Annotated in this window: 15 protein-coding genes and 1 riboswitch; of the genes, 13 read left to right on the top strand and 2 right to left on the bottom strand. The window is 38.7% G+C overall.

The window, feature by feature from the left end:
* Positions 1 to 10: 10 nt before the first annotated feature.
* Positions 11 to 955, bottom strand: coding sequence for a BMP family lipoprotein (locus HWQ49_RS11815; RefSeq protein ID WP_188207829.1), 945 nt, complete (start codon positions 953 to 955; stop codon positions 11 to 13).
* Between the two features lie 163 nt (positions 956 to 1,118).
* Positions 1,119 to 1,307, top strand: a riboswitch (cobalamin riboswitch).
* A 131-nt stretch (positions 1,308 to 1,438) separates the two neighbouring features.
* On the opposite strand from HWQ49_RS11815, the gene HWQ49_RS11810 reads away from it, so the two are divergent.
* From HWQ49_RS11810 to HWQ49_RS11795, 4 genes are all read left to right on the top strand, one after another.
* The gene (locus HWQ49_RS11810; protein WP_188207828.1) at positions 1,439 to 2,452 is read left to right on the top strand and encodes an ABC transporter substrate-binding protein; all 1,014 of its coding nucleotides are present in this window, start codon (positions 1,439 to 1,441) and stop codon (positions 2,450 to 2,452) included.
* 55 nt (positions 2,453 to 2,507) lie between these two features.
* Positions 2,508 to 3,548, top strand: a complete 1,041-nt coding sequence (locus tag HWQ49_RS11805; protein WP_188207827.1) for a FecCD family ABC transporter permease — start codon at positions 2,508 to 2,510, stop codon at positions 3,546 to 3,548.
* 10 nt (positions 3,549 to 3,558) lie between these two features.
* The gene (locus tag HWQ49_RS11800) at positions 3,559 to 4,323 is read left to right on the top strand and encodes an ABC transporter ATP-binding protein (protein ID WP_188207826.1); all 765 of its coding nucleotides are present in this window, start codon (positions 3,559 to 3,561) and stop codon (positions 4,321 to 4,323) included.
* A 101-nt stretch (positions 4,324 to 4,424) separates the two neighbouring features.
* Positions 4,425 to 5,240, top strand: coding sequence for a DUF368 domain-containing protein (locus tag HWQ49_RS11795; protein ID WP_188207825.1), 816 nt, complete (start codon positions 4,425 to 4,427; stop codon positions 5,238 to 5,240).
* Between the two features lie 154 nt (positions 5,241 to 5,394).
* Here the strand turns inward: HWQ49_RS11795 and HWQ49_RS11790 are convergent, their stop codons facing one another.
* A complete protein-coding gene (locus HWQ49_RS11790) occupies positions 5,395 to 6,195 on the bottom strand; it encodes a histidinol-phosphatase HisJ family protein (protein WP_188207824.1) in 801 nt (266 codons plus the stop codon).
* Positions 6,196 to 6,330: 135 nt separating this feature from the next.
* Here HWQ49_RS11790 and hisZ point away from each other — a divergent pair, with 135 nt between their 5' ends.
* The 9 genes from hisZ to hisC are packed head-to-tail and all read left to right on the top strand — an operon-like array spanning position 6,331 to position 13,868.
* A complete protein-coding gene (hisZ, locus tag HWQ49_RS11785) occupies positions 6,331 to 7,572 on the top strand; it encodes an ATP phosphoribosyltransferase regulatory subunit (RefSeq protein WP_188207823.1) in 1,242 nt (413 codons plus the stop codon).
* Entirely contained in the window at positions 7,559 to 8,206 is a 648-nt protein-coding gene (hisG, locus tag HWQ49_RS11780; RefSeq protein WP_188207822.1) for an ATP phosphoribosyltransferase, read from the top strand. The genes hisZ and hisG overlap by 14 nt, the downstream gene beginning before the upstream one ends.
* On the top strand, positions 8,203 to 9,486 hold the full coding sequence (gene hisD, locus HWQ49_RS11775; protein WP_188207821.1) for a histidinol dehydrogenase: 1,284 nt from the start codon (positions 8,203 to 8,205) through the stop codon (positions 9,484 to 9,486). Before hisG ends, hisD begins: the two co-directional genes overlap by 4 nt.
* 9 nt (positions 9,487 to 9,495) lie before the next feature.
* Positions 9,496 to 10,080: an imidazoleglycerol-phosphate dehydratase HisB gene (gene hisB, locus HWQ49_RS11770; protein ID WP_188207820.1), complete on the top strand. Its 585-nt coding sequence runs from the start codon at positions 9,496 to 9,498 to the stop codon at positions 10,078 to 10,080.
* 18 nt (positions 10,081 to 10,098) lie between these two features.
* Positions 10,099 to 10,713 carry an imidazole glycerol phosphate synthase subunit HisH gene (gene hisH / locus HWQ49_RS11765; RefSeq protein ID WP_188207819.1) on the top strand — a complete coding sequence of 205 codons (615 nt, stop codon included), beginning with the start codon at positions 10,099 to 10,101 and terminating at the stop codon, positions 10,711 to 10,713.
* Positions 10,710 to 11,426 (top strand): 1-(5-phosphoribosyl)-5-[(5-phosphoribosylamino)methylideneamino]imidazole-4-carboxamide isomerase, encoded by a 717-nt coding sequence (gene hisA, locus HWQ49_RS11760; RefSeq protein ID WP_188207818.1) that lies wholly within the window; start codon positions 10,710 to 10,712, stop codon positions 11,424 to 11,426. Before hisH ends, hisA begins: the two co-directional genes overlap by 4 nt.
* On the top strand, positions 11,420 to 12,178 hold the full coding sequence (gene hisF / locus HWQ49_RS11755; protein WP_188207817.1) for an imidazole glycerol phosphate synthase subunit HisF: 759 nt from the start codon (positions 11,420 to 11,422) through the stop codon (positions 12,176 to 12,178). The genes hisA and hisF overlap by 7 nt, the downstream gene beginning before the upstream one ends.
* A gap of 6 nt (positions 12,179 to 12,184) precedes the next feature.
* Positions 12,185 to 12,817, top strand: coding sequence for a bifunctional phosphoribosyl-AMP cyclohydrolase/phosphoribosyl-ATP diphosphatase HisIE (gene hisIE, locus HWQ49_RS11750; RefSeq protein WP_188207816.1), 633 nt, complete (start codon positions 12,185 to 12,187; stop codon positions 12,815 to 12,817).
* Positions 12,810 to 13,868 (top strand): histidinol-phosphate transaminase, encoded by a 1,059-nt coding sequence (gene hisC, locus HWQ49_RS11745; protein ID WP_188207815.1) that lies wholly within the window; start codon positions 12,810 to 12,812, stop codon positions 13,866 to 13,868. The genes hisIE and hisC overlap by 8 nt, the downstream gene beginning before the upstream one ends.
* Positions 13,869 to 13,983 lie beyond the last annotated feature (115 nt).

Below are 13,983 nucleotides of genomic sequence, written 5' to 3'. Positions count from 1 at the left end.
AGCCTCCTATTTACGGCATTTTAGCTTCATCAACCGTTTGTTGTTCTTGGCTTGTTAGTTCTAAGACTCTAATAGGTGCTAAGCCAACACCATTTTCATTTATTCCAAGTTCGATGTGTTCTCCATGGAGTGACTCCTCGTTATTAATTTGATCCATGATGTCATAAATCGCAACATTTACGTTTTTGACCATTGAAGAAACAACTGCATCCTCAGCAACAAAATATTGATCTGAATCCACCCCAAATGCGAAAATACCATGCTCCTCAGCCTCCTGTAAGGATCCGGTTCCTGTAAAACCTGCAGAAGGGAAGAGGAAGTCTGCATCTTCTTCAATCATTTCACGGGCAATCTCAGCTCCTAATTGATCATCATCAAATGTCCCTGCGTCTTTTGAGAGAATCTCAGCATTTGGATTTGCGTCCTTAACTCCTTTTGAAAAGCCATCTTCAAACTTACGGATGACGTCACTATCTACTCCACCGATAAAACCAACAACATCAGTTTCCGTTTTCATACCGGCAATTAAACCGATTAAATAACTACCTTCGTCCTCCTTAAAAGTAATTGAAGTGACATTTGGAAGGTCGATGATTTCATCGATAATGACGAATTGTTGATCTGGATATTTTTCTGCCATAGCCTCTATGGATGGAGCAGTTGAAAAGCTCAATCCAAAAATCACATCATGATCTTGTTCTATTAAATCCTCAATGTGTTTTTCATAGTCTTCATCAAAGGGCTCGCGATAATCAAACGTAATGTCTAGTTCATCACGAGCTTGTGCTAGACCTTGGAAAGCTAGATCACTAAAGGCATTATCACCTAGACCACTTTCAGTTACTAATAGTCCCGCACTAATGGAATCGTTAGTTGACTGACTCCCTTCACTAGAACAACCCATCACCAGGGTTAGACAAAATAAGCTAAACATAATCCTTTTTGCGTATTTCATAGATGCACCTCCGAAGTAATATCATTCCTTTGTATCAATAAAGCTACTAAAAAATAGAAAAGCAACATGATCTATTATAGGTTGAAATGACTATCTTGGAAAGTAGAAGATTAATAAAAATTGACGAAAATAACGGATAGGAGTATGATAAAATTAATAACAAAATACATAAGAACGATTAGGTGTAAACAAATTCTTGTTTGTTTACTTAAAAGGGAAGTTCGGTGAAAGTCCGACGCGGTCCCGCCACTGTAATGGGGAGCAACTTATTTAACCACTGTCAGTTACTGACGGGAAGGGATAAGGAGCGATGAACCTCAGCCAGGAGACCTGCCTAGTTGTTTTAGCTCGTTTCCTTCGGGTTTAAAGGAAAGGCTATATAAAGTCAGCTACTGATTATATATAGTGTGGATACTAGTATGGTCCCATTTCCTTACTTCTGAAGGAAATGGGATCATTTTTTTGAGAAAGGAAGAGGAGAATATGTTTAATAAGCAAGTTTGGTCAAAGTTATTTTTAACCCTATTATTAGCACTGGCTGTCGGGTTAACAGCATGTCAAGGTATAGAAGATGAAGAGGAAGCCAGTAATGACCCTAATGATGACGTAGAACAAGAACAACAAGAAAATGAAGAAGAGGAAGAAGAGGGAGAAGAGGAAGAGGAGTCGGAATCACCGTTCCCTGTAACGCTTACAGATAAGAGTGGCGAGGAGGTCACGATTGAAGAACGCCCCGAGAGAATTGTCTCTGTCATTCCAAGTGCGACTGAAACCGTTTTTGCTATAGGTGCAGGCGATAAAGTCGTTGGTGTTTCAGAGTGGGCTAATTACCCAGAAGAAGTATTTGATATAGAGACAGTTGGTGATATGAACTTAAATATTGAGAAGATTGTTGAACTTGAGCCAGACGTCGTTATTGCAGATGTTAATAACGGCGAGAGTATTGATGCATTACGAAATGTTGATTTAGATGTTGTTGTTTTAGGTGCTCAAAGTTTAGAAGAAGTTTATAAGGATCTTGAAATAGCTGGTAAAGCAACTGGTCAAGTACAAAATGCTGAAAATGTAATTGAAGAAATGAAGGCAGATGTTACTGAGGTTCAAGAGGTGGTTAGTGATATTCCTGAAGAGGAAAGAAGAAGTGTTTGGATGGAAGTAGATACGGAGCTTTATTCAGGTGGGCAAGGTTCTTTTATGCATGAGATTATGACTTTAGCAGGTGGAGAAAACATCATTGGTGATCAAGAAGGTTGGCCACAGGTTAGCGAGGAAGTTATTTTAGAACGTAACCCCGATGTTATTATCACCACTTATGGATATTACATGGAAGACGCTGCAGAACAAGTCCTAGAAAGAGATAACTGGCAAAGTGTCACAGCGGTAGAAAATGAAGAAGTATATGACTTACATGGTGATATTGTCTCACGGCCTGGACCTAGACTAACAGAAGGGCTTAAGGAAGTTGCATCTATCCTTTACCCTGATCGATTTGAATAGGTTACCATTCGAAATGTTAACTTCGAGATGAATAAATATGATGGGATGTTAGAAGATGCGTAACCGGTCGATTTTAATCATATCACTACCATTACTAATTGCTACTTTACTAGTCGTCATGAGCTTATCCATTACTTTGGGATCTGCATCTGTTGATTGGCAAACAGTTTGGAGAGTTATCTTCTCTAAAATTACGGTTATTAATCAGTGGGTAGAGCCAGATTGGGCTGATACAACTGAGACAATCGTTTGGGATCTACGCATGCCACGAGTCATCCAGGGGGCAATTGTTGGGTCGGCTTTAGCTTTAGCAGGGGCTATTTATCAGGGGGTTTTAAGGAACCCTTTGGCTGACCCTTTTATTTTAGGGGTCTCATCAGGAGCCTCATTTGGTGCAGCTTTAGTTTTTGCTTTAGGTTGGCAAATCATGTGGCTTGGTCAATTTACGCTACCAGTTGTGGCGTTTTTATTCGGTTTTGGATCTCTGATGCTGGTTTATTTCTTAGCACGTGTCGGTAACAAGGTTCGCATGGAAACAATTATACTAGCTGGCGTAGTGGTGCAGGCATTTATCGGAGCTTGCTTATCACTTGTGATGGCATTAGCTAATGAACAACTTCAGACGATTGTTTTTTGGATGATGGGAAGCCTATCACTTACCGAATGGAGTTATAATTATGTTGTTTTCCCAATCATTGCGATCATCGCAATCATCTCTTTATTTTTCGCTAGGGAATTAAATATGTTAAGTCTAGGTGAGGAAATCGCTCACCACTCAGGGGTTTCTGTTAGTCGTACGCGTTTTTATTTATTAATATTAGCATCTGTTATGACTGGGGCAGCCGTATCTGTTTCTGGTGCAATCGGCTTTGTGGGGTTAGTAGTTCCTCATATCGTTCGATTAATTGTTGGAGCCGATTATCGATTGATTTTGCCTCTGTCAATTATTGGTGGAGCGATCTTCTTAGTTGGAGCTGATACATTTGCAAGGACAATTTTAGCGCCACGAGAGATTCCTTTAGGAGTTGTTACAGCCTTTTTAGGAGCTCCATTCTTTGCGTATTTATTAAGAAGAGCTAAACGAGAATACTTTTAGGGGGTACACCATGCTGACGATATCTAATGTATATAAGCATTTAGAGAGAAAACAATTACTTAATGAAGTGTCTTTTAACGTAGGTAATGGTCGATGTGTCGGTTTAATTGGTCCTAATGGTGCAGGTAAGTCCACTTTAGTAAAATTGATTTCTGGATTAGAAGAGCCATCAGGTGGAACGATTAAAATCATGGGGAAAGATATTCGTCAGTGGTCAGTCAAAAAACTAGCGCAAAAGGTCTCTGTTTTGACGCAAGATGGTCTATCTCCTTATCCAATCTCTGTATTTGATGCTGTATTAATGGGGCGATACCCTCATTTAAGCTTCTTCCAAAGAGAAGGGAAAAGAGATATTCAACGAGTTGAGGAAGTTCTAGAATTTACCGGTTTAGCTGATTTTCGTGATCAAATGTTAGATACTTTAAGTGGTGGTGAAAGGCAACGTGTAGCGATTGCTAAAGCAATGGTTCAAGAGCCAGAATTATTATTGTTAGATGAACCGACTACTTATTTAGATATTGGTTATCAGATGAATGTTCTTAATTTAGTTAAAGATTGGCAAGAGCGTGAGAGTTTAACGGTATTAATGGTGTTACATGATTTAAATTTGGCTGCTCAATATTGTGATGAGCTGATTTTGATGGATGAAGGTTCAATTGTAAAAAGAGGAACGAGCGAAGAGGTAATTTCTGCTCAGATGCTAAAAGAAGTCTATCATGCATCTCCTGAAATTGTTCGTCATCCCAAATTAAACATTCCACAGATCTTATTGTGAGTAAGTATGCTTATTCAGTGGATCCTAAAAAAATTATGGTCATATATCGAACTTCTAGTATAATAAGAATGTACAAGATGGAGTAGAAATGGGGATCCGATATGATTGAGTGGCGAAATCTTTACCGTGGCGTCTTAATGGGGACAAGTGATATTATCCCAGGCGTAAGCGGAGGGACTATAGCGGTTGTATTAGGCATCTATCAACGTTTAATAGAAGGAATCAATGGGCTTTTCACCAGGGAGTGGAAAAGGCATTTAGCATTCCTGGTGCCATTATTATTAGGTGTGTTATTAGCCTTATGGTCTTTGAGTGGAGTTATCGAATGGTTATTTGACCATTATCCCAATCAAATCCAATTTTTATTTATGGGACTCATTGTCGGTATTATCCCGATGTTATTGAAGAAGTCGGATTATCGGGCGCGGTTTGGTGTACAGCATTATGTATTGTTTATCCTAGCTGCTCTTTTAGTTGGGTCAATGGCTCTATTTCAAGAGGGAGTAGCTGAAACGATAACGTCTTTTGATAATGGGACAACCTTTGTTTTATTGTTTTTATCAGGTTGGCTGGCGAGCTCAGCTATGATTTTACCGGGTATTAGTGGCTCTATGTTGTTGCTAATTGTCGGTATGTACCCAACGTTTGTTTACGTTATTCATAATTTGGTTATCGCGGCATTGATTCCACTTGGGCTAGGAATTGTTTTTGGTTTGTTAATCATGAGTAAAATCATTAAGTATTTCCTAGAGCGTTATTTTCACCAAACTTATGCATTAATAATTGGCTTAGTGTTTGGTTCACTGTTTGTGATCTACCCTGGTTTCAATCAAAGTGTTTTACTTAATGTAGTAAGTGTATTATTGATTTTTACAGGCTTATATGCCGCCTATCTATTAGGTAAGTTGGAGCATTAAGAGAGAAAAAAGGGCTGTCCCTAAGGTTTAAATATTGACCTTAGAGACAGCCCTTTTTGATTTTGTTCTAACCCTATATATTAATAAAGGGTGATTAAGTGGATGGTGTTATTATTTGAAATAGAACCATTCTTTCTTCATATCATTCTCACCATTACCCAATCAACTGAGGTAACTTATGGAAAGTTGGATTGCGGTTTTCAAAAGTAGATACATAGTTAAATCCAATTTCCTGCAATAATTGATACGCTTCACCAATACGATCACCAACGCGATCAGGACGGTGGGCATCTGATCCAACGGTAATAATTTCACCACCCATATCATAGTAAAGTTGTAGAATATCCCTACTTGGAAGTAAACGATTCATCCCATATTTATAGCCAGAAGTGTTAATTTCGATTCCCTGTCCACGTGGAATAATTATCTTAAAAATCTCCTCAATAATATCGAGAAAATGATACACACCTTCTTCATATTTATAACGAGTAACTAAATCAAGGTGGCCAAGAATACTAAATTGATCGAAGTTTTTCACACATTCATAAAGCTCTGTATAATATTTTTCATAGGCATCATTTAACGATTGCCCTTCAAACAACCTTCCTGAGTGCAAATCTTTTCGGTCCGTAGTGTGCATGGAACAAATAATAAAATCAAATTCCTCTTCTGTAAGTAATGTGTGATATCGCTCAGGTAGATGTGGCTGAATACCAATTTCAATTCCTTTACGAATGTTTATCATTGATGAATATTTTGATTGCATGTCATGAACTTGTTTTGTATACCTGTTAAGATCAACATCAAATGTGATAGTTAGATCAGGATAATCATAATCAATGTGTTCAGTAAACGAAATTTCTTTAATACGTTTATGAATGGCTGCATTAATCATTTCTTCCATAGGGGCTTCACAATCTGCGGAAAAGTTAGAGTGCATATGATTATCAAACATATTTTTCATCCTTTCATTCTATAAATCTCATTTTAAATGGTTGACAGATTCTTGTACACTGTCTAAAATTATAAACTATATCTTTAATCTGATAAAGTGATAAATAAATAGAGAGATAAAGAAAGGTGTTTTTAGATGAGTGGTCAACAGCTTCCTAGAGGCGTATCCGATTTATATACAGACGATTATCATTTAAAAGAATCTTTGATTAACAATTATAAACGTTTACTTAATACTTATGGTTATAACCCAATTCAAACACCAACTTTTGAATTTTACGATTTGTTTATGAATGTACCTGGAACCATGGATGCTGATCAAATGATTAAATTGATTGATCCTGATGGAAAAGTATTAGTATTACGACCAGATGCAACTGTTCCAATTGCACGCATGGTTTCTCAATCACAACTAGATGTGAAAAAGTTTTGCTATGTGACTAATATTTTTCGAATGGAAAGTAGTGAGTCTGACCGAACGTCACGATCATTCTCACAAGTTGGGGTAGAATGGTTTGATCATGCACACCCACTTCATGATGTGGAAATGATTTCATTAGCTATTGAGATGTTAAAACAGTCAGGAATAGAACGGATTCAGTTAGAGATCGGTCAAGCGAGCTTCTTTAAGTCACTATTAAAGAGCGCTCAATTACCACCATCTGAAGAGCAGGAAATTCAAAAAAAGGTCGAAGCTAAAAATGGTTACGAATTAAAAGCCTATTTGAATACTCTGGAAATTGATGAGGATATTTATCAAGTGTTGCTTGCCATTCCTAATTTATTTGGTTCACCTAAAACGGTTTTAACAGAAGCTAAGAGACTGGTATTAAACGACGAGATGAGGCAAGCAGTTGAGAAATTAGATTCCCTGGTGAAGCAACTACATAGGCTCGGGTATGAGCAGTACGTTTCCCTTGATCTAGGGTTAATTAATCACCTCAATTATTATACGGGTGTGATGTTTCAAGCTTATGTAGAAGGCTATGGTAAACCGATCATTCAGGGTGGCCGCTATGATGAACTGACTAAGTACTTCGATTTAAAGACGAGTGCGATCGGGTTTGGACTTTATGTAGATGACTTAATGACAATTTTAAAACAACAAAACCGAGCAGATATTGAAGCGAACCAGTCCATAACTATATCGACTAGCGAGAAAGAACTAAAAGAAGCGATGGATTTGGCCATGAGCCTTAGGGCCAAAGGGGTTGTTGTAAACATGGTATATGCTCCGTTAAATGCCGAGATAAGTGGTGATTTAATTGATTTTACCAGTAAGAGCTATCGTTTAAATTGTGGTACAAATCAAGGTTCGTTTAATTCTGTAATTGATTTACAGAAGAAGGTAGGGTTAGAAGACTATGCAACCAATTAAAATTGCTTTAGCTAAAGGTAGATTAGCAGATTTAACGATTGAATTATTGGAACAGATTGGAATCATTTTTACGTCCTATCACAAGAAGTCTCGTAAATTAATGTTTTTAAGTGATGATTCGCAATTTCAGTTAATTTTAGTGAAAGCAACTGATGTTGGTACTTATGTGGAAAATGGTGCTGCTGATATAGGAGTTGCTGGTAAGGATACATTATTAGAAGCAGGAAGTGATGTGTTTGAGTTAGTCGATTTAGGGTTTGGTCAGTGTAAGTTCGCCGTTGCTGGTAGACCTGATTATGATCTAAATCAAAGTCATCAACTCACTGTTGGCACCAAGTATCCTAAGATCACTAAAGACTACTTTAACCAGCAGGGAAAGCAAGTGGAAACCATTAAACTAAATGGTTCTGTGGAACTTGCACCACTAGTTGGTTTAAGTGATGTCATTGTGGATATTGTGGAAACAGGGACCACTTTAAAGGAAAATCATCTCGTTGAGTTAGAAGAGATGATGGATATTAGTGCTAGATTAATTGTAAATAAAGCAAGTTTTAAAACGAAAGATTCACGAATTCGTCCAGTCGTTGAACAAGTGCAAGCATATGTGGATACGAAGGGAAGTGTTAGATCATGAGAATTGAAAAGGTTGAACAAGATGAATTAGAACAAGTTGCTTATGAGCGTTCTAATCGTGATCAAACCAATTATGATCAGGTAGACGAACGTGTCCATGAGATTGTTCATACGATTAGGCGTGAAGGTAACGACGCTGTTTATCAATATATTAACCAATTAGATGGAGTAGAGTTAACCGACTTTAGAGTCTCTGAACTTGAGTTTGAGCAAGCCTTTGAAAAGGTAAGTGAACAGTTTATTTCTGTTTTACAAGAAGCCAAAGGCAATATAAGTCGATATCATGCTCTTCAGAAGGAACAGTCGTGGTTCACCAATGACCAAGAGGGGATTTGGTTAGGTCAGCAAATTAGGCCAATGAAACGGGTCGGTGTTTATGTGCCGGGTGGAAAAGCAGCATATCCATCAACTGTGTTAATGAATGTCCTTCCAGCCAAAGTAGCAGGGGTCAAACAAGTTGTTGTCACGACGCCTGTACAACCAGATGGGAAGGTTAACCCTAATACATTAGTTGCGGCTAAAATAGCAGGAGCAGATGAAGTTCTTAAAATCGGTGGAGCGCATGGCATTGCTACCCTGGCTTATGGTACAGAAACCGTTCAAGCTGTTGATAAAATTGTCGGACCAGGTAACGCCTATGTTGCTCGAGCGAAAAAATATGTTTTTGGTGATGTTGGTATAGACATGATTGCCGGTCCAAGTGAAGTCTGTATAGTTGTGGATGCTGATGCGAATCCTCGTTTTGTTGCAGCGGATTTATTAGCACAAGCAGAACATGATGAATTAGCTTCATCTATAGTTGTAACGGATTGTCCAACAATGGCAAGACAAATCCAAGATGAAGTTGAGCGGCAATTGCAGACATTAAATAGGCAAGATATTTTGAAACAATCTATCTCTAATCAAGGGGTTATTTATCTGATGAAAAGTCTTGATCTTGCTTTTGATTTGGTCAATCAATTAGCACCGGAGCATTTAGAGTTACACGTTAATGACCCTTTTCAAAAATTGTCTAAGGTAGAGAATGCAGGGGCTATCTTTTTAGGCGAATATTCACCAGAGCCTCTAGGTGATTATTTTGCAGGTCCGAATCACACATTACCAACAGACGGTACTGCTAAATTTTCATCACCACTTGGAGTCTATGATTTTATGAAAAAATCTAGTGTGATTTATTATGATCAAACAGCACTTGCTGAGGCTAGTCAGCAAATTGAGTACTTCGCTAAGGAAGAAGGGCTAGATGCCCATGCCGAATCTATTCGAATTCGATTCAAATGAGGTGAGAAAATGCGACAGTCAACGATTAACCGGGAAACGAGCGAAACAGCTATAAATTTAACATTGCAATTAGATGGTGAGAAGAGTGTCGACATACAAACAGGTATTGGTTTTTTTGATCATATGTTGACTCTCCTAACTGCACACGGGTCTTTTAATCTATCGATTCAAGCTGATGGGGATCTAGATGTAGATGATCACCATACCGTTGAAGATGTTGGAATTGTCTTAGGGCAAGCTGTAAAAGAGGCATTGGGAGATAAGCGTGGGATTAAACGTTATGCTTCGGATTTCACACCAATGGATGAGTCCTTAAGCTTAGTATCAGTAGATGTATCAAACCGTCCATACTTAGTTTTTGATGTCGAGGGGTTAGGAGAGAAGGTCGGTCAATTTGATACGGAATTGGTTGAAGAATTTCTTCGTGCTTTTATTAATCAAGCAGGACTTACTTTACACGTTAAATTGATTCATGGTAAGAATAACCACCATATTATTGAGTCAATTTTTAAAGGACTTGGTCGAGTATTAAAAGAGGCGATGACCATTCAAGATACGAATGGCGACATACCTTCAACTAAAGGGACTTTGTAAGGATTGGAGCTTACTTCTATGATTGCAATTATTGATTACGGCGCAGGAAACTTAAAAAACGTTAAACATGCTTTATCGACGCTCAAGATTGATGCAAGGATTACCGCAAATCCAAGTGATTTAAAAGAGTCATCTGGGATAGTTCTTCCTGGGGTTGGCGCTTTTGGTGAGGCGATGAATCGTCTTGAGAAGGCAGGATTTGTTAATGAGATTAAAAGCCAGGCAGAAAGAGGCCAGCCACTTCTTGGGATTTGTTTAGGGATGCAGTTACTATTTGATAGAAGCTTTGAATACGGAGAGCACCAAGGATTAGGGTTAATTAAAGGTGATATTGTCCGATTTCAAGATGATGTGAAAGTTCCACATATGGGTTGGAATCAGTTAAAGCTTAATGGGGCGAAAAAAGACTTTGCGATCAACTCACAGGTTGGTGATCAGGACTATGTTTATTTTGTTCATTCCTATTTTGCTAGACCGAAACACCGAGAAGATATTTTACATGAGACGGAGTATGGAATGACGTTTACCTCAGCCGTCCAAAGGGACAATGTAATGGGGATGCAGTATCACCCTGAAAAGAGTGCGCGAGTAGGTATGCAAATTTTAAAAAACTTTGGGGAGTTGGTGACATGAGGATTTTCCCTGCAATTGATATACGTAATAGACAGTGCGTCAGATTAAGGCAAGGTAATTATAATGAACAAACGACTTATGGGGACCCAATTGAAATGGCTAAGCGCTGGGTTGAACAAGGTGCCAATTATTTACACTTAGTTGATTTAGACGCAGCTAAAGGTGATCCATCTAATAATTTATCGATCATTCAATCGATTATTCGTGAAGTTCCGGTTCCTGTACAGGTTGGTGGTGGTATTCGTTCACTTGAAAGGGTTACTCAATTGTTAGATTTAGGCGTTGAGCGAGTGATTTTAGGGACAGCAGCTGTAAAGAATCCTGAATTAGTGAAGCAAGCCGTCGAAATGTATGGCGAAGCGATTGTTGTGTCAATTGATGCGAGGGATGGTTTAGTAGCGACTGATGGATGGTTGGAAACATCAGAAGTTCAAGCGATTGACTTTGCTAAACGCTTAGATTCTGTGGGAGTAAAGACAATTGTTTATACCGATATTTCAAGGGATGGCATGCTTGAAGGGCCAAATATAGAAGCATTAAATGAAATGAATCACCAAACCCATTTACAAGTCATTGCTTCAGGTGGGATGTCTTCCATGGAGGATGTTCGTAAGCTAAGTGACTCGGAAATTTATGGAGCGATTATTGGTAAAGCTCTTTATGAAGAAACCATTAATCTAGTTGATGTCATGAAGGAGCCAACAACATGTTAGCGAAGCGAGTTATCCCATGCTTAGATGTTAGAGATGGTCGAGTGGTTAAAGGGACTAAGTTTGCCAATATTCGTGATGTTGCCGACCCAGTTGAGTTAGGGAAGAAGTACAGTGAACAAGGTGCTGATGAACTCGTGTTTTATGATATTACGGCTTCTTTTGAAAAGCGTGGGATCTTCTTAGATGTCGTTGAGCGTGTATCTGAAGAGGTACATATACCGTTTACTGTAGGTGGTGGCATTCGTTCAGTCGAAGATTTTAGACAAGTGTTAAAAGCCGGTGCTGATAAAGTTTCGGTTAATAGTGCCGCTGTTGCCGACCCATCGATTATTGATCAAGCTGCTAAACGATTTGGCAATCAATGTGTGGTGCTTTCGATTGATGCTAAACAGGTAGATGGTGAATGGTTTGTCTTTGTTAAAGGTGGTCGTGAAAATACGGGAAGACGATTATTTGAATGGGCACGAGAAGGTGAAGAGCGAGGCGCTGGTGAAGTTGTGCTCAATGTCATGGATACAGATGGTGTTAAACAAGGGTATGAATGCCGAGTGATGGCAGAGTTATCAGAGATGTTAAATATTCCTGTCGTTGCTTCAGGTGGTGCAGGTCAATCAGAACACTTTTTAGAAGTACTGACAGAAGGTAAGGCAGATGCAGCATTAGCGGCATCGGTATTCCACTTTGGAGAGATCAATTTACCTGATTTAAAACAATATTTATATGATCACGAACTTCCAATAAGGTTAGGGTGAATACAAATGGTTGACGTTAATATCAAATTTGATGAACAAGGGTTAATACCAGCTATTGTGCAAGATCAACAGTCAGGAGAAGTGTTGATGCTTGCTTATATGAATAAAGACTCATTAGAGAAGACGATCGAGACTAAGCAGACATGGTTTTTTAGTAGAAGTCGACAAGAGTTATGGAACAAAGGAGCGACTTCAGGTCATGTCCAACATGTTAAAGGGATTAGTTATGATTGTGACCAAGATGCATTATTAGTGCAGGTTGAACAAGTGGGACCTGCTTGTCATACAGGTGAGAGAAGTTGTTTTTATCGGGACATTCCTGTAGAGGGCGAGCCGACCTATAAACGAGATATCGTTCACGATGTCTTTAAGTCGATTACAGATCGAAAGGAAAACCCAAAACCAGGCTCCTATACGAATTATTTATTTGATGAAGGTGTCGATAAAATTCTCAAGAAAATAAGCGAAGAGTCTGGAGAAGTGATTATTGGTGCTAAAAATAATGATCATGAAAACTTGGCGATGGAAATAGCTGATTTAACTTACCATGTGCTTGTGTTAATGGTAGAACAAGGCTTATCGATTGAGGATGTGAAGGAAGTTTTGACTAATCGAATGAAGGGTGATTCAGATGAGTAAGTTCTGGAGCCGTACGGTAAAAAAGACGAGCCCTTATGTCCCAGGAGAGCAGCCAGCACAACCAGATGTGATTAAATTAAATACGAATGAAAATCCGTACTCACCTTCTCAACAAGCCTTAACAGCCATGAAAGAGTCAGTGGACCACGATCTTAGAAAATATCCAAGTCCAACAGTTGATTCCTTAAAAACGCTGATCGCTAATCGTGAAGGTGTGGATGGTAATCAAGTGTTTGTCGGTAATGGTTCAGATGAAGTGTTAGCTTTTTCGTTTCAGGCATTTTTTGATCCTAATGAAGCGATCAAGTTTCCGGAAATCACCTATAGTTTTTATCCTGTATACGCAAAACTGTATGATATTCCTTATCAACAGGTTCCATTGTTAGAGGACTTTTCAATTGATGTTGAAGGAATGAAGCAAGCAATCGGAGGCGTAATCTTCCCTAATCCTAATGCCCCAACAGGTTTAGCAATGAACTTATCACAAGTTGAAGAGATCTTAAAAGGAAATCCCAACTGTGTCGTTATTATTGATGAAGCTTATGTTGAGTTTGGCGCGGATTCAGCAGTCGCATTAGTCGAGAAGTACCCTAACTTGTTAGTGACGAAAACGTTATCTAAATCACATGCGCTAGCTGGAATTCGTGTTGGTTATGCTATTGGTCAATCACATTTGATCGAGGGGCTTGAGCGAATCAAGAATTCCTTTAATTCATACACGATTAATCGCGTGTCATTAGTAGGGGCTGAAGTGGCTCTTAAAGATGAAGCGTATTATGAACAGACTTTGAATCAGGTCATAAAAACTCGCAAGTGGGTAAGTGAAGCGTTAGCTGATATCGGTTTTGACGTGTTAAATTCCAAGGCTAATTTTATCTTGGTTGAGCCTAAAGGGATTTCAGCTAAACAGTTGTATGAAGCCTTGAAGGAAGCTGGTATTTTTATTAGGTTCTTTAATCGTCCAGAGTTAGATCGCTTTGTCAGAATTTCAATTGGTACGGATGAAGAGATGGAGCAATTAATCGAGCAAGTGAAAAAGTTGTTAAACTAAACGCTCTGTTAAAGTCCGTTGTTGTTATGGTGATTCGCTCTCACCATACAACAACTAAGAGTAATCTTTTCATCATCAACACTAAACTTTAACAGAGCCAAACTAAATAAAAAAG

Source organism: Alkalibacillus aidingensis (genome assembly GCF_014595945.1).
GTDB classification, from domain to species: Bacteria; Bacillota; Bacilli; order Bacillales; family Alkalibacillaceae; genus Alkalibacillus; species Alkalibacillus aidingensis.
The sequence above is the reverse complement of the archived record's forward strand: the minus strand, read 5'-3'. Positions and strand labels throughout refer to the sequence as shown.